We start from the raw sequence: 19,351 nt of genomic DNA, 5'->3' as shown, positions 1-19,351 counted from the left end.
CTATTATTTAAAAGTCTCGGAAAAACGCGCCGCTGTCTCTTCGCCATGTTCGCTCATCCAGTTCCAATCCACTTTAAGTTGTGGAATATCCTTCACATTGGCACGGTTGGTCGCTTCAATGTCTTCGCGGCCTGGAATTAGATAGGCATCTGCAACGAGCTTCTGTGCTTCATCGGACAACAGGTAGTCAATGAATGCTTTGGCATTCTCTACATTCGGACTGGATTTCAGAATCGCTGCCGGTCTTGGGCTGATTACCGTGCCTTCCTCAGGATATACGATATCCAGGGGTTCACCTTTTGCTTTGGAGGAATACGCCATGTAATCCACACCTGCTGCTACGATGCTTTTAGCACCCGTAATGACCGGATCAAGTGCTTCCTGATTGGCGCCCGCCATCGCTACACCATTGGCTTTATAGGCACTCAGCAGATCCCATCCTTTTTCACCATTCGCACTCAGGTATCCTGTGATGAAGTCGAGTGCTGAACCTGATAATGTAGGGTCGGGAATGTTCACTGCATCTTTCCACGCAGGCGTAGCAAGCTCTGTCCAACTTGTTGGTGGTGTAGATACCAGTTTGGTGTTATAAACAATACCCAGTGCGGAAGCACTGCTGCTAAAATAATTACCTTCTGCATCCGACCAGTCCTTGTTCAGCTTGTCTGCATTCGCTGCTTCGGGGTAAGGCATAGTCAGTCCATCCGCTTTCAAAGCCTGTGCTGAAGGTAAAGAGGCCAGGATTACAACGTCTGCCACCGGATTGGATTTCTCTGCTTCCATACGAGCCAGAATTTTGCCTGTCGTTCCCTGGAACATCTCGACTTCAATCCCCGTTTTGTCCGTAAATCCGCTCACGATGTTATCCGCCAGCTTCTGTGGACCAGCACTGTACAAGACAAGCTTGCCACCAGCCGGTTTCGTTGTTTCCGCAGCTGCTGCTGTGTTTCCTTCACCCGCGGGTTGTGCCGCGTTGCCTGTAGTTGTGTTGCCCGTACTACATCCGAACAAACTGATACTCATTACCGCAGTTAATAACAGCATTGCACTCTTTTTCCGTGTTTTCATACCCAACATATTCGTCCATCTCCCCTGGTTTCTAATAAAATGTGTACTCCTGCTTCCAACTGCGTGCTCATTCAACAATTTAATATGCCACTGCGATCGCTTCGTTTTGCTTCATACTCGGGTGGTCATAACCATCCATTCGGCATATCCGCTCGGGAGCAACATAGAGCTGAACCCGCTCCCCTAGGCGCACTCTTTGGTTCATATAGGCTGTCCATACGCCCAGCCCTTCCATCTGCACTCGTACTTCATAACGCTCACCTACATAGCTGACACTAAGTACCGTCCCCGGATAACACAGATCATCATGACCTGTTTTGTTCCAGGTGGCATGCTCTGGACGCACCATCGATTGATTAGGCGTGAGCCAGTTGGACTTTCCGATAAACGAAGCGACATACGGATCACTTGGTGCCGAGTAGATCGTTTCCGGGCTGCCCTTTTGCAAGATCCGCCCCTTCTGCATCACCACAATCTCATCCGACATCGACATTGCCTCGATCTGATCATGTGTGACGTACAGCGCAGTCAATCCCATGTCCCGAACCAGTGACATCATCTCAATCCGCATCTCTTCCCGGAGTACAGCATCCAGTGCACTCAGTGGCTCATCGAACAGGATCACACCAGGTCTGACCGCAACAGCTCTGGCAAAAGCAACCCGTTGCTGCTGTCCACCCGACAGCTGATGAGGATATCGATCTTCCATGCCTTGCAGGCGAACCATACCAAGTGCTTCGTTCACTTTTTGCCGCAGATCTGATTTTTGTTTTCCGGCCTTTAGGCCAAACGCTACATTTTCGTATACGGTCATATGCGGCCATAATGCAAAATCCTGAAACACCATGCCCAGATTACGCTTGTGTGTTGGTATATCAATCCGCTTCGCCGCAGAGTAGATACACTGACCATCTGCACGAATCTCCCCCGCGTCCGGCTGTTCCAGCCCGGCCAACATACGGAGCAGTGTTGTTTTGCCACAGCCCGATGGGCCGAGCAGTGTCGTGAACTTTCCATGTTCAAGCGTTAGATCTGTCGGCAGCAGTGCGGGTGTTTGATTAAATGATTTTTGAATTCCAGTTATCTCTAATTTCATAAGCATCCCTGCCTGTCTTCTGTTACTTGATCTCTTGCACTGTTCTCAGTCTAACGTCCGCTTTCGCGAGTTGTATGTCTTGTATGTAAAATTGGAATTAACTTTTTAGATGAATTCTGTTGATGTTCATAGATTAAATCTATAGTAGGTGAACTAATCATTTGCACGATAACGGCGAGGACAGAAAAAACCTGAAAAAGCGGAGCGTTCGCCTAAAAGCTTTCTGAAAGAAAGCTACATCGGAAGCATACGCTATCACCGGATTTTCCCTTGAGAAAGGGAATCAAAAAATCTGGGGATAACAGCGATTGGAAGGTTGTTCTGTCATCGTAGTGTCTGTGTAAATAACCTTTAGTTCAATTTATATAGTAGAAGTGAGAGGAGTGTTGGGACATTGAATCTGATCAAACTACAAATTGTTGAGCTGATCGATAAGCATCATCACATGACAAGCGTGGCCGAGTTACTGGGGATCAAACAACCTACCGTTACATTTCATATGAAGTCATTGGAGGAAGAGATGGGTGTGCGATTATTTGAATCGCGCAGTGGAAAGACCTTTTTAACCGAAGCCGGACAGGCTTTGCTCCACTATTCTGTCAAAATCAATGCTCTGACCCAAGAGGCAAGGCGGGTCGTAAAGGAATATGACAGTCTCTATCGGGGCACCCTGCACATTGGAGCAAGCTATGTACCGGCTACATATTTGCTGCCCACCATACTCAATACCTTTTCTCAGGAATTCCCGGGCATTCGTATCGTCTTATCCGTCAAACCATCACCTGTTATTCGCGAAATGTTAATTCGTCATCAGATTGATCTGGGTGTGATCTCTTCCGAGCCGTTTGTTGGACCTGCCCTCCAAGCCGAGACGCTGTGTGAAGATGACTTGGTATTAATCTGTTCTCCGCAACATGGTTTGGCCCAGAAGGATACACTAACACCCGATCATATCGCGCAGATTCCTTTTGCCTTACATGGCAATGAATCCAGTACGCGTCGGTTAACCAACCAATGGCTTGCGCAACATGATATTCGTTTGCGTAGCACGGTGGAGATGGATTCCCTGGAAGCGATCAAACAGCTCGTGTTAATCGGGGGGCATGTCTCATTCATGTCTCGGATGGCCGTACAATGGGAAGAACAGCAGGGGCTCATTCAGGTTCTTCCCATTCCCGGAGAGCAAGCGCCGCGCCATATCTATACGGTACATAACAAGGACCGCCACCCTTCAGTTCAGGTAAACCGCTTCAAAGAAGTGCTACGAGAGGTGAGTCACGGCTTCCCCATTTTCCATGGCTGATTGCCCTGATCCGCTATAAACTATCGTTTGCCATTCATCAAATCTATGCAGGGTTAACGCAATGTGCGCTTCCCTTTAATCGCTTTCATATATTCGGGCGATAAAGTGAGTCTGTACGTTAATCCAGATTAGGAGAGTGATTGGTTTTGAAAAAGTGGAAAAAGGTAACTGCCTCATTGATGCTGAGCATCGTAACATTGGGAAGTGGAATGACATTTCTGGGAGCACCCCAGGCTTCAGCTGCTGCCAATGCCGTTCCTGCTTATGAAGTGAAGTTTCTGGCCAAGCCGGAACTTGTATTGAATACAGATGGGACACCACGCAGTGAGGTGATTCAGACACTCGGACTGAATTCCACGCCAAGAAATATTAACGTAGAGTACTTCGACACCAATGCTCTCGGATTGGATCAACAAGGATGGAACGTTCGTTTTCGCAAAAAAGATGACAAGAATAACTACGAATTGACTTATAAAAAACGCTACCCTGTGATCAATGGCGATATCAACGCAGCGCTGACTCTGGCTAACCAAGAAGGATTCGACAAATCGGATGATAATTACGAGGCTGAGATTGATTGGGGATATGGCAAACAAACCTTGAGCTTCTCCAACACCAAAAAAGTCGATACCAAAGCAACAGGTGTTCAACTTCCTTCGGAGCAAGATGCCCTGAACATGTTACTGGACAAGCTCCCGGGCAAATTGAAAAACTGGACTTCCTCCAACTGGGGCAAACAACAACTTACGCAATCCCGTGCATATGGTCCGATCACATTCCAACGTTATGAAGGTACATGGAATGGTCAAGAACTTACACTCGAAGTATGGCCAATCCGCAACGCAGCAGGTACAGGTATTGAGAATATCGTAGAGGTTTCTTTCAAAACCGATGATGCTGTAGCCGTATCCGGACTGCGTACCCAACTGCTGCAATTGCTGGAGAACAAAAACTGGCTGATTCCTGCCGATGGCTTGAAGACACAGACCATTCTGGAAAGATACTAATCGCTATATCTTGCTAAAAAACAAGCTCCTCTTCCTGCAGACATCGTAGGAGAGGAGCTTGTCTTTTTTTGCGTAGTGAATTAAATGATCTGTTATTTAAGTAATTCTACGATTAACATCGGTTGAGATTTTACCGGTTATTATCTCAACAGTTTGGATGATGGGAACTATGTATTGGCTATTTTCCAGCTCGGTAACCTATATCAATTCAATTTTTAGTGGAGAGTTACGCGCTTCAATGCTCAGAATTTCTAAAGTCTTATAATTCCATCACTTGAGTTTCGCGTGAATAGCTGACCCTCGATTTCCCATAGAAATGCTTTAGCGTGCGCAGGCTTCATAAATCTTAATACTATTGGACGTACCTACCATTCATCTCATAGTGTATTACGAGGTAATTTCTCGAGTTTGAGCTACCTGTTCTATTTGGATATCCTGCACTCCCGATTTTTCTTAATGAGAGTTCAAACGTTTGCTGACCACTTTGAATATATAAGTTTCCATTACCTATCAGCACATCCACCCGCATGCCTTCCGCAACTTGTGGAAGCCCTGACTGATGAATCCCTACTGCATGTAACCTTGATCCGAACTGCTGTTTTAGTTTATTGGATCGACTCGTCGTTCGAATACCAAATATCGAAACTAAAATAATAAAACCAAGTAAAAACCACATTCTATATACCCCCTTCTCTTTCTCTTCTGTATATCATTTCATATTATCATATGGACTTCTTATTTGTATGACAATATGCGATAATTGATAATTATTCTCAAATACATCATATGTAATGTTACTATTGCAAGTTAAGGAGGGATTCTGGTGACTTTGCAAGTCTTACCACTGATATCTAACGGTGATCATACCCGTGACCTATATGCAAGATTCAAGACATCCGAAGTTCTAGATCAAGCGTCTTTTCTTCCCCCATTCGTATTAACAGACTCACATCTTCTGCTCATCTGTACTGGCGGTGAAGCCACTATCCGTATTGGGCATAGGCAAAATCATGCCACACTTGGCAAGATGTATCTAATCCTGCCAGGAACAGCGATAGAATATACAACGGATGAAGTTCATCCTTTACAAGGACTCGCGATATATTTTGATCTGTTAAAGCCCATTTCAGATATGAACAGAACCACTTCTGGATCTACTGTAATGGAGGTATACCAAAAAGGGTTACTTCGTTCATCTTACGCTGATGAATTACCGCATGAACTTTTTCAGGAATGTACCAGAATTGCCTCCCAGCTCCATGAATGCATCTCTGTACCTCAAGAAAATCGTCCATTTCGTATTCAGACTTTGATGCATGAATTGTTGACCCATGTGTATGCTCCTCCCAAAGAGAGTGCATTAGGGGATTCGGAGCACACCTCTGCTTTGGATCAAACGCTTGAACTTATTGAACTTGGGTATGCTGAACATCTATCTCGGGAAGTTCTTGCTGGAGTGGCAGGCATGAGTGTATGGCACTATTCGCGGGTATTCAAAAACCGCACTGGCATCAGCCCCATGGAATACGTGAATAGTATCCGTATGGACCGGGCCAAAGAGATGCTGCTCGTCCCCGGCCAAACCATCAAACATATCGCCTCACAGGTTGGTTTTCAGGACGAGTTTTATTTTAGTCGCAAATTCAAAAAATATGTTGGCGTGTCTCCCTCTACCTATCAACGACAGAAACGCAATAAAATCGCTGCTCTTTCTTTCGGAACGACTGGCCACCTGCTAGCATTGCAGATTATCCCCCATGCGGCACTGATTGATAACCGACGGGATCAACACAGGAATCTGTTTTTTTCGAATATTCCTTATCATCTGGGACGTAGCAAACGCATGAATCCTCGTATCTGGCAAACCAATGTTGAGTTGTTGATGCAAGCGAGCCCAGACCTCATACTCTGTAATGAGTACGAAGCCCATACGTTAAAAAGAACGCTGCAGCGAATTGCTCCTACCATCGTTATCCCATGGAAAGGATTGAGCTGGCGGGAACATTTCGTACAAGTTGCCTCCATTGTGGGACAACAACAGGAAGCTCAGCAATGGTTGGAGCTGTATGATGACAAAGTAACCCATGCCAAAGAGCAGCTTAATCATCTAATCGGTAAAGATACGATCTCCATCATTCATATCATGATGGGTCATCTGTTAATCTACGGGCGACGCAATGGGGGCGCTGTTCTATATAACGATCTCGGTGTTTCACCTTCACACGATCTGCTTCCAGGGCAAGTCTATCGCGCATTGGATGAGCAGGAGTTGCCTCAAATGGCTGGAGATCGCATGTTACTAATTGTGGACCAGGACTCGGAATCCCAGCAACGTTGGCATAAACTACAACATACTCAGCTATGGCAAGATTTGAAACCCGTGCAAAACCAGCATGTATATATGCTAGATGAAATGCCTTGGTTAGATTATTCACCGTATGCCCATGATCAAATTATCGATGAAACCATCAAACTCTTTGGTGGCACTCAGCACATTAATCCATGACTGGATAGCACAGAAGGCTATGTCTCCCCCAACATGAGACCGCTACAATATAAAGTGTACTGAGAATCAATATCATTAGAAACACAGGGGGATTATGATGTACAAACAGCATTTTGTCAAAATAACGGGGATCCTTTTCATACTCGCCATGTTACTTGTTGCGTGTGGACAGACACCTGCAAGCACTTCGCAGCCATCTGCAGATGGCGTGAAATCAGCTGCGGAGACAGATGGCGACTCATCCGCTGAATCAGCTACTAAGACCGTGGAGAGCGCCAGTGGCAGCAAAGAAATCCCGGCACATCCTGAACGGATTGTGTCCATTAATATGGAGGACATTCTCCTCTCCTTGGAGGTGCCACTGGTACTCGCTACACCTATTGGCCGGCAAGACTACCTGAACGAGCAACTTGAAGCCCAAGGCGTGGCTGTCGAACCCATTAATGAAAGTGTCAATTTTGAAGCTGTAGTCAACGCTAATCCGGACCTCATTATTGCCAATGCCAGTTTGGATGCCAAAATTCTCGAACAACTCGAGAAGATCGCGCCTACGATCACTTATGATCGCCGTAATTGGCAGGAATCTATCGTACAGGTAGCTACTGCACTGGATATTGATGAGCGGGCTGAACAGCTTTTACAAAAAAATAAAGATCAAGTAACTGAAGCTCAGAAGCTCGCAGCCGATATCACCAAGACCAAACCTACAGCTGCATTCCTGCGCCTGGAAGAGAAAGATATGCGTTTGTTCTTCTCGTCCATTCCATCCACGCCATTCCCGGCTTCCAGTTATGTAGGAGCGGGTTATGAGATTGGATTCACTCCCGATGCTCTCGTTACCAAACTCGAGGCAGAAAATCCGGAACGGATGAATGCCAGTATCTCGGTTGAGCTTTTGCCTGAAATCAAAGCAGACTATCTGTTTATCGTGTCCATTAGCTCAGATGGATCAGCTGAAGCGTTGCAAAAAACAAAAGATGAACTCAACGAAATCCAGCAACTCCAAGTATGGAAAAGCCTTCCCGCTGTCCAAAATGGTCATGTCTATGTCCTCAATGCTAAGAAATGGCTCATTGACGGTCCCATTGCCGAATCGCTCAAACGTAATGAAATGCTCGAAGTTCTTGGACTACCTGCTCCATAATAGTAAACATACCGTCTGTTTCATCCACAGCAAACAAAAGGAGATTCACCGGATTTTCGGTGGATCTCCTTTATATTTTATACTCCAAATGGCTTCACTCAGTCCTGTTTCAAGAAAAATGATTCTACATGCTTAACATTTAAATGCACTTCATGTACACCCTTCTCATCCTACAATTAATTAGGGATAGATAATCATCAATATCATATATATCTGTGCGGCTTTTAATATATTTTATAATTTTGGGCTGTTTCAATCCCAAGTGCACTCTGGATGAACGTATTGGCAACCCGCTCTACAGGTACGGGATTAAATCCAATAAAGAAATCCTTATATTTTTCCGCCGACTCTACAAAAAGATTAGGACTAACTGAATTCATACGAATACCTCTTGGTAACTCAAACGCTGCCGCTCTGGCAAACGAATCAATAGCCCCATTGACCATAGCGCTTGATGCCCCCTTCTCAATAGGGTGGTCTTGTATAATGCCACTGACCAGCGTGAAACTCCCCTTGTCGTTAATATAGTGCTGACCAATCAACACGATATTAACCTGTCCAAGCAGTTTTCCCTGCACACTAATCATATTGTTCTCAGGTGTCAGTTTTTCCAGTTTCGCATAATGGGTCTGGCCTGCTGCAACAATGACGTAATCAATGTTACTCACCGTCTCAAAGAGAGAAGTAATACTCTCTGTCGACGTCATATCCACCTGAACATCCCCAGATTGTCTACCCGCTGTAATAACCTCAACGGAATGATCTCTCAGCTTCGCAACAACAGCTTTACCTAGTGTTCCATTTCCGCCAATGACCAGAGCTCTTTTCATTACTGTTTGTCCTCCTTTATAAATACGGTTAATCAGATAAGAATTGTTCTGTTTATTTAAACAAAAATTCCATCCTTAATCAAATGACAATTGACCCTATTTTGAAAGGAATACACTTATTCTTTTTAACGCACAAAAAAAGCCCTTGCTATAAGCAAAGACTTTTCTGTGTGTTACTAGGAAGCGGGTGATGGGAATCGAACCCACGCTATTAGCTTGGAAGGCTAAAGTTCTACCATTGAACTACACCCGCAAAATAAAAAAAATCGGGATGACACGATTTGAACATGCGACCCCCTGGTCCCAAACCAGGTGCTCTACCAAGCTGAGCTACATCCCGATACTTATGAAAATAATGGCGCGCCCTGAGAGATTCGAACTCCCGGCCTTTTGATTCGTAGTCAAACGCTCTATCCAGCTGAGCTAAGGGCGCAAATATTGGAGCGGAAGACGGGAATCGAACCCGCGACCCTCGCCTTGGCAAGGCGATGCTCTACCGCTGAGCCACTTCCGCAAAACATATGGTGCGGTCGAGAGGACTCGAACCTCCACGGGGGGTTAGCCCACACGGACCTGAACCGTGCGCGTCTGCCAATTCCGCCACGACCGCAAAATATAATGGTGAGTCATGAAGGGCTCGAACCTTCGACACCCTGATTAAAAGTCAGGTGCTCTACCAACTGAGCTAATGACTCATAATGAAATGGCTGGGGATATAGGATTTGAACCTATGCATGACGGAGTCAAAGTCCGTTGCCTTACCGCTTGGCTAATCCCCATTAAAAAATCATGGGGCGATCGAGGGGAATTGAACCCCCGAATGCCGGATCCACAAACCGGTGCGTTAACCACTTCGCCACGATCGCCATAGAGTAAGCCATTCATCCACTAAGAGTATCTTAGTATTAGTAACTTCATCTATAATATACATTCTATCACAAATTCAGATGTAATTACTAAAAATGGTGCCGGCGAGAGGACTTGAACCCCCAACCTACTGATTACAAGTCAGTTGCTCTACCAGTTGAGCTACACCGGCACGGTGTATATTTAATTAAAGAATGGCGGAACCGACGGGATTCGAACCCGCGATCTCCTGCGTGACAGGCAGGCATGTTAGGCCAACTACACCACGGTTCCATAATACTTTCTCAAGGAAAGTTAATTGCGGGGGCAGGATTTGAACCTGCGGCCTTCGGGTTATGAGCCCGACGAGCTACCGGGCTGCTCCACCCCGCGTCGTTATAAAAGTTATATGGTGGAGGCTGAGGGGATCGAACCCCCGACCCTCTGCTTGTAAGGCAGATGCTCTCCCAGCTGAGCTAAGCCTCCATATTATGACCCGTAGGGGATTCGAACCCCTGTTACCTCCGTGAAAGGGAGGTGTCTTAACCCCTTGACCAACGGGCCTTGCTAAAAAAATTATCTGGCGGAGAGAGAGGGATTCGAACCCTCGAGACGCTTGTGACGCCTACACGATTTCCAATCGTGCTCCTTCGGCCAGCTCGGACACCTCTCCATATGGCTCCCCGAACAGGGCTCGAACCTGTGACAACTCGATTAACAGTCGAGTGCTCTACCAACTGAGCTATCAGGGAATGGTGGAGCCAAGCGGGATCGAACCGCTGACCTCCTGCTTGCAAGGCAGGCGCTCTCCCAGCTGAGCTATGGCCCCATACTCTGGTATATTTCATTGTTGTGGTCTTGCTATGGGCCCTGGTGGACTCGAACCACCGGCCTCACCCTTATCAGAGGTGCGCTCTAACCAACTGAGCTAAGGGCCCTTATACATCCCTTATTCCTTGGCAAGGGGGGCAAAAAAAATACCCCAAAGGGAAATCGCTTGGCGGCGTCCTACTCTCCCAGGACCCTGCGGTCCAAGTACCATCGGCGCTAGAGGGCTTAACGGTCGTGTTCGGGATGGGTACGTGTGGAACCCCTCCGCCATCGCCACCAAACGCGGTGCTTACATTTCAGAGTGTTGTTCTCTGAAAACTAGATTCGAAACGAAACTTACGCGAATTACAACTTGCATATTTGGATAAGCCCTCGACCGATTAGTACTGGTCAGCTCCATGCATTGCTGCACTTCCACCCCCAGCCTATCTACCTCGTCGTCTTCAAGGGGTCTTACATACTGGGAAATCTCATCTTGAGGGGGGCTTCACGCTTAGATGCTTTCAGCGTTTATCCCGTCCGTACATAGCTACCCAGCGGTGCTCCTGGCGGAACAACTGGTACACCAGCGGTACGTCCATCCCGGTCCTCTCGTACTAAGGACAGCTCCTCTCAAATTTCCTACGCCCACGACAGATAGGGACCGAACTGTCTCACGACGTTCTGAACCCAGCTCGCGTACCGCTTTAATGGGCGAACAGCCCAACCCTTGGGACCTACTTCAGCCCCAGGATGCGATGAGCCGACATCGAGGTGCCAAACCTCCCCGTCGATGTGGACTCTTGGGGGAGATAAGCCTGTTATCCCCAGGGTAGCTTTTATCCGTTGAGCGATGGCCCTTCCATGCGGTACCACCGGATCACTAAGCCCGACTTTCGTCCCTGCTCGACTTGTAGGTCTCGCAGTCAAGCTCCCTTATGCCTTTGCACTCTTCGAATGATTTCCAACCATTCTGAGGGAACCTTTGGGCGCCTCCGTTACTCTTTAGGAGGCGACCGCCCCAGTCAAACTGCCCACCTGACACTGTCCCCGCACCGGATTACGGTACCAGGTTAGAACCTAGATACGATCAGGGTGGTATCCCAACGTTGCCTCCACGCAAGCTGGCGCTCACGTTTCAAAGGCTCCCACCTATCCTGTACAGATCGTACCCAAATTCAATATCAAGCTGCAGTAAAGCTCCATGGGGTCTTTCCGTCTTGTCGCGGGTAACCTGCATCTTCACAGGTATTAAAATTTCACCGGATCTCTCGTTGAGACAGCGCCCAAGTCGTTACGCCATTCGTGCGGGTCAGAATTTACCTGACAAGGAATTTCGCTACCTTAGGACCGTTATAGTTACGGCCGCCGTTTACTGGGGCTTCGGTTCACAGCTTCGGATTGCTCCTAACCACTCCCCTTAACCTTCCAGCACCGGGCAGGCGTCAGCCCGTATACTTCGCCTTACGGCTTCGCACAGACCTGTGTTTTTGCTAAACAGTCGCTTGGGCCTTTTCACTGCGGCCCCCTCGTGCTATTCACACTACCGGGGCACCCCTTCTCCCGAAGTTACGGGGTCATTTTGCCGAGTTCCTTAACGAGAGTTCTTCCGCGCGCCTTAGAATACTCTTCTCGCCTACCTGTGTCGGTTTGCGGTACGGGCACCATCACCTGGCTAGAGGCTTTTCTTGGCAGTGTGAGATCATGACCTTCGCTACTGTAATTTTCACTCCCCATCACAGCTCAGCCTTACAATGTGCGGATTTGCCTACACATCAGCCTTACTGCTTGGACAGACATCCATCAGTCTGCGTCACTACCCTACTGCGTCCCCCCATTGCTCATAACGGCTTACGGTGGTACAGGAATTTCGACCTGTTGTCCTTCGACTACGCCTTTCGGCCTCGCCTTAGGTCCCGACTTACCCTGAGCGGACGAGCCTTCCTCAGGAACCCTTAGGCTTTCGGCGGATCAGATTCTCACTGATCTTTTCGTTACTCATACCGGCATTCTCACTTGTATAATGTCCAGCGCTCCTTACGGTACACCTTCAACCCTTATACAACGCTCCCCTACCCCTGATGCAAAGCATCAAGCCATAGCTTCGGTGGTGTGTTTAGCCCCGTTACATTTTCGGCGCAGAGTCACTCGACCAGTGAGCTATTACGCACTCTTTCAATGGTGGCTGCTTCTAAGCCAACATCCTGGTTGTCTGTGCAACTCCACATCCTTTCCCACTTAACACACACTTGGGGACCTTAGCTGATGGTCTGGGCTGTTTCCCTTTTGACAATGGATCTTAGCACTCACTGTCTGACTCCCGGAAGTAAGTCTATGGCATTCGGAGTTTGACTGAGCTTGGTAACCCTTGCGGGCCCCGCACCCAATCAGTGCTCTACCTCCACGACTCTGTTTTCCGAGGCTAGCCCTAAAGCTATTTCGGGGAGAACCAGCTATCTCCGAGTTCGATTGGAATTTCTCCGCTACCCCCACCTCATCCCCGCATTTTTCAACATGCGTGGGTTCGGGCCTCCAGTGCGTGTTACCGCACCTTCACCCTGGACAGGGGTAGATCACCCGGTTTCGGGTCTACGTCCACGTACTAAGTCGCCCTATTCAGACTCGCTTTCGCTGCGGCTCCGGCTCTTCACCTTAACCTTGCACGGGAACGTAACTCGCCGGTTCATTCTACAAAAGGCACGCCATCACCCCTAAAACGGGCTCTGACTTTTTGTAAGCACACGGTTTCAGGTTCTATTTCACTCCCCTTCCGGGGTGCTTTTCACCTTTCCCTCACGGTACTGCTTCACTATCGGTCGCTAGGAAGTATTTAGCCTTGGCAGATGGTCCTGCCGGATTCATACGGGGTTTCACGTGCCCCGCACTACTCGGGATCCGTCTCGGAGGGAACAGACTTTCAATTACAGGGCTTTTACCTTCTTTGGCGGGCCTTTCCAGACCTCTTCGCTTAACCGGTTCCTTTGTAACTCCATGTGAGACGTCCCACAACCCCAAAGAGCAAGCTCTCTGGTTTGGGCTTCTCCGCGTTCGCTCGCCGCTACTGACGGAATCACTATTGTTTTCTCTTCCTCAGGGTACTTAGATGTTTCAGTTCCCCTGGTATGCCTCTACACAACCTATGTATTCAGTTGTGAGTAACTGGAAATTACCCCAGCTGGGTTTCCCCATTCGGACACCCCCGGATCAAAGCTTGCTTACAGCTCCCCGAGGCAGTTTCGTTGTTCGCCACGTCCTTCATCGGCTCCTAGCGCCTAGGCATCCTCCGTGTGCTCTTAGTAGCTTAACCTCGTGCTCCGGTTTCGACTGCTCGCTTCCCTTGGTTTGCTTGCGCAAAGCCAAAAGTCGCTCCCACCCGATACCATCGTACGTGCAATCTACCTTATAAAAACACTTCACTTGTTTACACAAGATCAGCTTAAAGGAATGTTCTAATTCGCGTTTGTTTCGTTTCGATATCTAGTTTTCAAAGAACAAGCTCCATGCAAAAGCAAGCTGTTTGAGAGTTTGAGCTCTCAAAACTGAGCAACGAGTGAGTGTTTTGTAGCTTAGCTACATATTTGAATGTTTCCGTTGCAGGAAACGATTCTCCATAGAAAGGAGGTGATCCAGCCGCACCTTCCGATACGGCTACCTTGTTACGACTTCACCCCAATCATCTATCCCACCTTCGGCGGCTGGCTCCTTGCGGTTACCCCACCGACTTCGGGTGTTATAAACTCTCGTGGTGTGACGGGCGGTGTGTACAAGACCCGGGAACGTATTCACCGCGGCATGCTGATCCGCGATTACTAGCAATTCCGACTTCATGCAGGCGAGTTGCAGCCTGCAATCCGAACTGAGACCGGCTTTGTTGGGATTGGCTCCATCTCGCGATTTCGCAGCCCGTTGTACCGGCCATTGTAGTACGTGTGTAGCCCAGGTCATAAGGGGCATGATGATTTGACGTCATCCCCACCTTCCTCCGGTTTGTCACCGGCAGTCTATCTAGAGTGCCCATCCGAAATGCTGGCAACTAAATATAAGGGTTGCGCTCGTTGCGGGACTTAACCCAACATCTCACGACACGAGCTGACGACAACCATGCACCACCTGTCTCCTCTGTCCCGAAGGAAAGATACATCTCTGTACCGATCAGAGGGATGTCAAGACCTGGTAAGGTTCTTCGCGTTGCTTCGAATTAAACCACATACTCCACTGCTTGTGCGGGTCCCCGTCAATTCCTTTGAGTTTCAGTCTTGCGACCGTACTCCCCAGGCGGAGTGCTTAATGTGTTAACTTCGGCACCAAGGGTATCGAAACCCCTAACACCTAGCACTCATCGTTTACGGCGTGGACTACCAGGGTATCTAATCCTGTTTGCTCCCCACGCTTTCGCGCCTCAGCGTCAGTTACAGCCCAGAGAGTCGCCTTCGCCACTGGTGTTCCTCCACATATCTACGCATTTCACCGCTACACGTGGAATTCCACTCTCCTCTTCTGCACTCAAGTCACCCAGTTTCCAGTGCGATCCGGGGTTGAGCCCCGGGATTAAACACCAGACTTAAATGACCGCCTGCGCGCGCTTTACGCCCAATAATTCCGGACAACGCTTGCCCCCTACGTATTACCGCGGCTGCTGGCACGTAGTTAGCCGGGGCTTTCTTCTCAGGTACCGTCACCTTGAGAGCAGTTACTCTCCCAAGCGTTCTTCCCTGGCAACAGAGCTTTACGATCCGAAAACCTTCATCACTCACGCGGCATTGCTCCGTCAGGCTTTCGCCCATTGCGGAAGATTCCCTACTGCTGCCTCCCGTAGGAGTCTGGGCCGTGTCTCAGTCCCAGTGTGGCCGATCACCCTCTCAGGTCGGCTACGCATCGTCGCCTTGGTGAGCCGTTACCCCACCAACTAGCTAATGCGCCGCAGGCCCATCCCCAAGTGACAGATTGCTCCGTCTTTCCAGTTTCCTTCAGGCGAAGGAAACAACTATTCGGTATTAGCTACCGTTTCCGGTAGTTGTCCCAAACTTGAGGGCAGGTTGCCTACGTGTTACTCACCCGTCCGCCGCTAACCATCAGAGAAGCAAGCTTCTCATCAAGTCCGCTCGACTTGCATGTATTAGGCATGCCGCCAGCGTTCGTCCTGAGCCAGGATCAAACTCTCCAATAAAGTATTGAAAAGAGCGATAAGCTCATTTTGAATCTGACGAGATTAAAAATCTCATTTGTGCTCCAGCCGATTCAAGCCAAGGCTTGTTTCAAACTTTCGCGTTCATTCTGCAAGCAGAATGTTTACTCACTCGTTGTTCAGTTTTCAAAGATCAAACTTGTTTCGTTACCGAATGTCGTTCTCTTCAGCAACTTTTATATCTTATCACATCCGAACCAACTTTGCAAGCTCTTTTTTTAAGTTTCTTTCGAAGCTTATTTGTTTCGCTTGCCGCACCGTGTAAATCGTGTTTTCTTGGCCGGAATTAGAATATACCATGTACAGATTTTGATTGCAAGTCTTTTTTTGATAAATGATCATAGCCTACTTCATCCGCGCAATATGTAATCTGTGCTCCTGTAATATCAATAACTTCATCAGCTTATTACGAAGCTTCTATTACTCTTATCCAATATACTTAACCAGGGAAGCCACACCCTCTAAGTTTGCAGAGGACATTCATTGTAACTGGCCCTGGTTTTTGGGGATCTCTTTTTCCTTTTCTTCTATATAAAGAAGAAAAACTTATCTCAAGCACGACATACACTTCTCTTCTCAACGCTCACAATATGCGCTTACCAAGTAACGAAGCGATCAATTCCACGCCAAGCCTTGCTGTATGTCTGTTATGATCAAACAACGGATTCACTTCCACCAGTTCCATGGACGTAACTTGATTTGTGGAAGCAAGTATCTCCAATGCGTAATGTGCCTCCCGGTAATTCAGACCACCAGGTACTGGGGTGCCCACACCCGGAGCTTCCCGCGGATCCAAACAATCCATGTCGAAGCTGACATGAATACCATCTGTCCCTTGTCCCGCTGTAGCTCTTGCTTGCTCAATAACCTGCTGTATTCCCATCCGGTCAATATCATGCATCGTAAATGCTCGGATTCCCAGTCCTTTAATCTGTTCTTTCTCATACTCATCCAGATCACGCAGTCCAATATAGACTAAATTAGCTGGATTAATAAACGCTCCTGCTCCAGCAATATGCGACAGATTATAAGCAGTATGCCCCAAGGCTACACCCACACTCATCCCATGCATATTCCCAGACAAACTGCGTTCTTCCGTATTCAAGTCTGCATGCGCATCAAACCAGATCACACCCAAATTCGAATAGTGCGCAGTTAACCCGGCAAAAGTGCCAATCGCTACACTATGGTCTCCTCCAAGTACAAGCGGAAAGGCTCCTTCCCTTACAGCAACCGATACTTCATGACACACCTTCTCACTGACTTGGCGTACCTCATTTAAGTGTTTCACACGATTACGCCCAGCAGAGACAGCAGGTTCAGAAGGACACTCTACCCGCACTTCTTTGGAAAGCACTAACCCAAGACTCGCGATCTCCCGCTTCAGTCCAGCTGTAATCAATTCATCGGGCCCTAACTCCGCTCCACCTCTTGCTCCACCGAGTCCAAAAGGAACCTTAATGATAGCAACATTACGTTGCACAGATGTTTGACTTGTATCATTAGAAGTATCTTTTATTCCACCATGGACATCCTCGTCATTTTTCATGTAGGTCAGCTCCCTCATTGTTGATCAATACCTGCTCAATTCTCTCCATTGCCCAATCAATCTCGGACTCCATAATCGTCAGTGGTGGAGCAAAGCGAATGGTCGTCTCATGGGTTTCTTTACATAGCAAACCAGCAGACATCAATCGCTCACAATAGGGACGTGCTGACTCATGTAGCTCAACACCTATAAATAACCCTCTGCCTCGAACTTCCCGTATAACTGAACTCCGAATATCACGAAGTCTTTTCATAAAATAGTTCCCTAATCGCTCTGATCGCTCAGCGAGCTTTTCATCTTCAAAAACTTTCAGAGACGCTATAGCCACGGCGCAGGCGAGTGGATTCCCTCCAAACGTAGAACCATGAGACCCCGGTTCAAACAAATCCAGTATTTCTGCATCAGCAGCGATAGCCGAGATAGGCATGACTCCTCCCCCCAGCGCTTTGCCCATAATCCAGATATCTGGTTTTACCCCTTCCCAGTCGGAGGCAAAACGGCGACCCGTTCTTCCAAATCCGGTCTGGATCTCATCAGACACAGTCAACACCTGCTGACTCTTACACAGAGCAAAAACTTCTGCCAAATATCCATCAGGCGGGATAACGATTCCAGCTTCGCCCTGAATAGGCTCTACAAGAAAGCCAGCCGTATTTGGCGTAATGGCCTGCTTCAGCGCTTCAATGTCTCCATAGGGAATAATCCGGAATCCAGGTGTGAGCGGTCCGAAATCTTTTTTATACTCCGCTGAAGAAGAAAAGGAAGTTACCGTTAGCGTTCTTCCATGAAAATTACCAGAGCATACGATGATTTCGGCTTGATTCTCCGGTACACCTTTGCAACGATAAGCCCATCTGCGCACTGCCTTTACCGCAGTCTCCACCGCTTCCGCTCCTGTATTCATGGCAAGAATCTTCGATTTCCCCGTAAATTGTGAGAGTTTCTGATAAAAAAGAGAAGCGGAGCTGCTGTGGAATGCCCGTGATGTCAGCGTAACCAGATCTGCCTGGTCCTTGAGCGCTTGTATGATTACAGGATGTCTGTGGCCATGATTCAATGCTGAGTATGCACTTAACATATCCATATAACGACGGCCTTCAGGGTCTTCCACCCATATCCCTTCCGCCTGTTCAATAACAATAGGGAGCGGATGATAATTAGGTGCAGCATAACGCTCCGACCAATCAATTAACATTTTGGAATCCGACATACACACCCATCACCTTTCCGAAATATTGTATACAAAATACAATATCAATGTATGCGATACCATCACCATTTACGACTACATCTCTCATTTTCCACGCCAGCCTACTCCAACTCTCTTCCAAGTATCTTCCCCTTAGCGAGAAGTAGACAATTTACGTTCCAGCCAAGACAATAAATTAGCCAGTGTGAATGTGATTATAAAGTAGAGACCTGCGGCAACAAGCAGCGGAGCAAGTGGTTGGAATGTAACCCCCTGAATCGTTCTGGCCGTGTATATAATCTCGGCTATACCGATCATGGAAACAAGCGAAGAATCTTTAATGATAATAATGAATTCATTGCCGATAGCTGGAAGCATGTTACGAAAAGCCTGCGGCAAAATAATGTAGCGAAGTGTCATCCCATGCGTCATGCCGAGGGAGCGCGAAGCCTCGGTCTGTCCTTTATCAATCGCTTGAATCCCGGCCCTGAACACCTCCGCCATATAAGCTGAGCTATTCATGGTTAGAGCTACCACCCCCGACATAAATGCCGGCAAGTTCACACCTATAACCGTCAGACCATAATGAATAATAAGAATCTGTACCAGCATCGGCGTCCCTCGAATCAGTTCAATATACGCCGATGCCACAAATTTAATAGGCCATATTCGGGATATCCGCATTAGTGCCATGAACACACCAAGCAACGTACCAAACAATACGCCGAAGAAGGAAAGCTCAAGCGTCACCCACGCACTTCGTGCATAGTCCTGCCAATGTTCTAATAGAAAGGAAAAATCTAAATTCACGGCATATC

The 19,351-nt window shown here is 47.8% G+C and carries 11 protein-coding genes, 17 tRNA genes and 3 rRNA genes; 4 read left to right on the top strand and 27 right to left on the bottom strand.

Annotated elements, in window-relative coordinates:
• Positions 1-3: 3 nt before the first annotated feature.
• Positions 4-1,077 carry an ABC transporter substrate-binding protein gene (locus MKX75_RS01840; RefSeq protein WP_339168159.1) on the bottom strand — a complete coding sequence of 358 codons (1,074 nt, stop codon included), beginning with the start codon at positions 1,075-1,077 and terminating at the stop codon, positions 4-6.
• Positions 1,078-1,147: 70 nt separating this feature from the next.
• The gene (locus MKX75_RS01835; RefSeq protein ID WP_339168157.1) at positions 1,148-2,164 is read right to left on the bottom strand and encodes an ABC transporter ATP-binding protein; all 1,017 of its coding nucleotides are present in this window, start codon (positions 2,162-2,164) and stop codon (positions 1,148-1,150) included.
• Positions 2,165-2,558: 394 nt separating this feature from the next.
• Here MKX75_RS01835 and MKX75_RS01830 point away from each other — a divergent pair, with 394 nt between their 5' ends.
• Together MKX75_RS01830 and MKX75_RS01825 are read left to right on the top strand one after the other, a co-directional pair.
• Positions 2,559-3,467 carry a LysR family transcriptional regulator gene (locus tag MKX75_RS01830; protein WP_339168155.1) on the top strand — a complete coding sequence of 303 codons (909 nt, stop codon included), beginning with the start codon at positions 2,559-2,561 and terminating at the stop codon, positions 3,465-3,467.
• 146 nt (positions 3,468-3,613) lie between these two features.
• The gene (locus MKX75_RS01825; RefSeq protein ID WP_339168153.1) at positions 3,614-4,474 is read left to right on the top strand and encodes a hypothetical protein; all 861 of its coding nucleotides are present in this window, start codon (positions 3,614-3,616) and stop codon (positions 4,472-4,474) included.
• A gap of 352 nt (positions 4,475-4,826) precedes the next feature.
• On the opposite strand, the gene MKX75_RS01820 is transcribed toward MKX75_RS01825, so the two are convergent.
• A complete protein-coding gene (locus MKX75_RS01820; RefSeq protein ID WP_339168151.1) occupies positions 4,827-5,150 on the bottom strand; it encodes a hypothetical protein in 324 nt (107 codons plus the stop codon).
• A gap of 147 nt (positions 5,151-5,297) precedes the next feature.
• Here MKX75_RS01820 and MKX75_RS01815 point away from each other — a divergent pair, with 147 nt between their 5' ends.
• Both MKX75_RS01815 and MKX75_RS01810 read left to right on the top strand, forming a co-directional pair.
• The gene (locus MKX75_RS01815; RefSeq protein ID WP_339168149.1) at positions 5,298-6,980 is read left to right on the top strand and encodes a helix-turn-helix domain-containing protein; all 1,683 of its coding nucleotides are present in this window, start codon (positions 5,298-5,300) and stop codon (positions 6,978-6,980) included.
• 94 nt (positions 6,981-7,074) lie between these two features.
• A complete protein-coding gene (locus tag MKX75_RS01810; protein WP_339168148.1) occupies positions 7,075-8,124 on the top strand; it encodes an ABC transporter substrate-binding protein in 1,050 nt (349 codons plus the stop codon).
• Between the two features lie 224 nt (positions 8,125-8,348).
• Here MKX75_RS01810 and MKX75_RS01805 read toward each other — a convergent pair whose 3' ends face one another.
• The 24 genes from MKX75_RS01805 to MKX75_RS01690 form a co-directional block, all read right to left on the bottom strand.
• Positions 8,349-8,954: a short chain dehydrogenase gene (locus tag MKX75_RS01805; RefSeq protein ID WP_339168147.1), complete on the bottom strand. Its 606-nt coding sequence runs from the start codon at positions 8,952-8,954 to the stop codon at positions 8,349-8,351.
• A 182-nt stretch (positions 8,955-9,136) separates the two neighbouring features.
• Positions 9,137-9,207: transfer RNA gene (locus tag MKX75_RS01800), tRNA-Gly, on the bottom strand.
• 13 nt (positions 9,208-9,220) lie between these two features.
• Positions 9,221-9,294: transfer RNA gene (locus tag MKX75_RS01795), tRNA-Pro, on the bottom strand.
• A 16-nt stretch (positions 9,295-9,310) separates the two neighbouring features.
• Positions 9,311-9,387 (bottom strand) — tRNA-Arg (locus MKX75_RS01790).
• A gap of 6 nt (positions 9,388-9,393) precedes the next feature.
• Positions 9,394-9,468: transfer RNA gene (locus tag MKX75_RS01785), tRNA-Gly, on the bottom strand.
• An 8-nt stretch (positions 9,469-9,476) separates the two neighbouring features.
• Positions 9,477-9,564: transfer RNA gene (locus MKX75_RS01780), tRNA-Leu, on the bottom strand.
• Between the two features lie 9 nt (positions 9,565-9,573).
• Positions 9,574-9,649: transfer RNA gene (locus MKX75_RS01775), tRNA-Lys, on the bottom strand.
• A gap of 9 nt (positions 9,650-9,658) precedes the next feature.
• Positions 9,659-9,733, bottom strand: a tRNA-Gln gene (locus tag MKX75_RS01770).
• Between the two features lie 11 nt (positions 9,734-9,744).
• A tRNA-His gene (locus MKX75_RS01765) sits at positions 9,745-9,820 on the bottom strand.
• Between the two features lie 97 nt (positions 9,821-9,917).
• Positions 9,918-9,993: transfer RNA gene (locus MKX75_RS01760), tRNA-Thr, on the bottom strand.
• 23 nt (positions 9,994-10,016) lie between these two features.
• Positions 10,017-10,094, bottom strand: a tRNA-Asp gene (locus MKX75_RS01755).
• 25 nt (positions 10,095-10,119) lie between these two features.
• A tRNA-Met gene (locus MKX75_RS01750) sits at positions 10,120-10,193 on the bottom strand.
• A 17-nt stretch (positions 10,194-10,210) separates the two neighbouring features.
• Positions 10,211-10,286 (bottom strand) — tRNA-Val (locus MKX75_RS01745).
• 6 nt (positions 10,287-10,292) lie between these two features.
• A tRNA-Glu gene (locus tag MKX75_RS01740) sits at positions 10,293-10,364 on the bottom strand.
• A 17-nt stretch (positions 10,365-10,381) separates the two neighbouring features.
• Positions 10,382-10,473 (bottom strand) — tRNA-Ser (locus MKX75_RS01735).
• Between the two features lie 3 nt (positions 10,474-10,476).
• Positions 10,477-10,552, bottom strand: a tRNA-Asn gene (locus tag MKX75_RS01730).
• A 1-nt stretch (position 10,553) separates the two neighbouring features.
• Positions 10,554-10,629: transfer RNA gene (locus MKX75_RS01725), tRNA-Ala, on the bottom strand.
• Positions 10,630-10,664: 35 nt separating this feature from the next.
• Positions 10,665-10,738, bottom strand: a tRNA-Ile gene (locus MKX75_RS01720).
• A gap of 57 nt (positions 10,739-10,795) precedes the next feature.
• Positions 10,796-10,912 (bottom strand): 5S ribosomal RNA (rrf, locus tag MKX75_RS01715).
• 79 nt (positions 10,913-10,991) lie between these two features.
• A 23S ribosomal RNA gene (locus tag MKX75_RS01710) occupies positions 10,992-13,917 on the bottom strand.
• Positions 13,918-14,224: 307 nt separating this feature from the next.
• A 16S ribosomal RNA gene (locus MKX75_RS01705) occupies positions 14,225-15,777 on the bottom strand.
• Together the 16S, 23S and 5S rRNA genes with 17 tRNA genes alongside form the textbook arrangement of a ribosomal RNA operon.
• Before the next feature lie 601 nt (positions 15,778-16,378).
• Positions 16,379-17,344, bottom strand: a complete 966-nt coding sequence (gene rocF / locus MKX75_RS01700) for an arginase (protein ID WP_339168146.1) — start codon at positions 17,342-17,344, stop codon at positions 16,379-16,381.
• The gene (locus tag MKX75_RS01695; protein ID WP_339168144.1) at positions 17,334-18,554 is read right to left on the bottom strand and encodes an ornithine--oxo-acid transaminase; all 1,221 of its coding nucleotides are present in this window, start codon (positions 18,552-18,554) and stop codon (positions 17,334-17,336) included. The genes rocF and MKX75_RS01695 overlap by 11 nt, the downstream gene beginning before the upstream one ends.
• Before the next feature lie 132 nt (positions 18,555-18,686).
• A complete protein-coding gene (locus MKX75_RS01690; protein WP_339168142.1) occupies positions 18,687-19,343 on the bottom strand; it encodes an amino acid ABC transporter permease in 657 nt (218 codons plus the stop codon).
• Between the last annotated feature and the right edge of the window lie 8 nt (positions 19,344-19,351).

Origin of the sequence: Paenibacillus sp. FSL R5-0341, assembly GCF_037975235.1 — a bacterium.
GTDB lineage: Bacteria > Bacillota > Bacilli > Paenibacillales > Paenibacillaceae > Paenibacillus > Paenibacillus amylolyticus_A.
The sequence above is the reverse complement of the archived record's forward strand: the minus strand, read 5'-3'. Positions and strand labels throughout refer to the sequence as shown.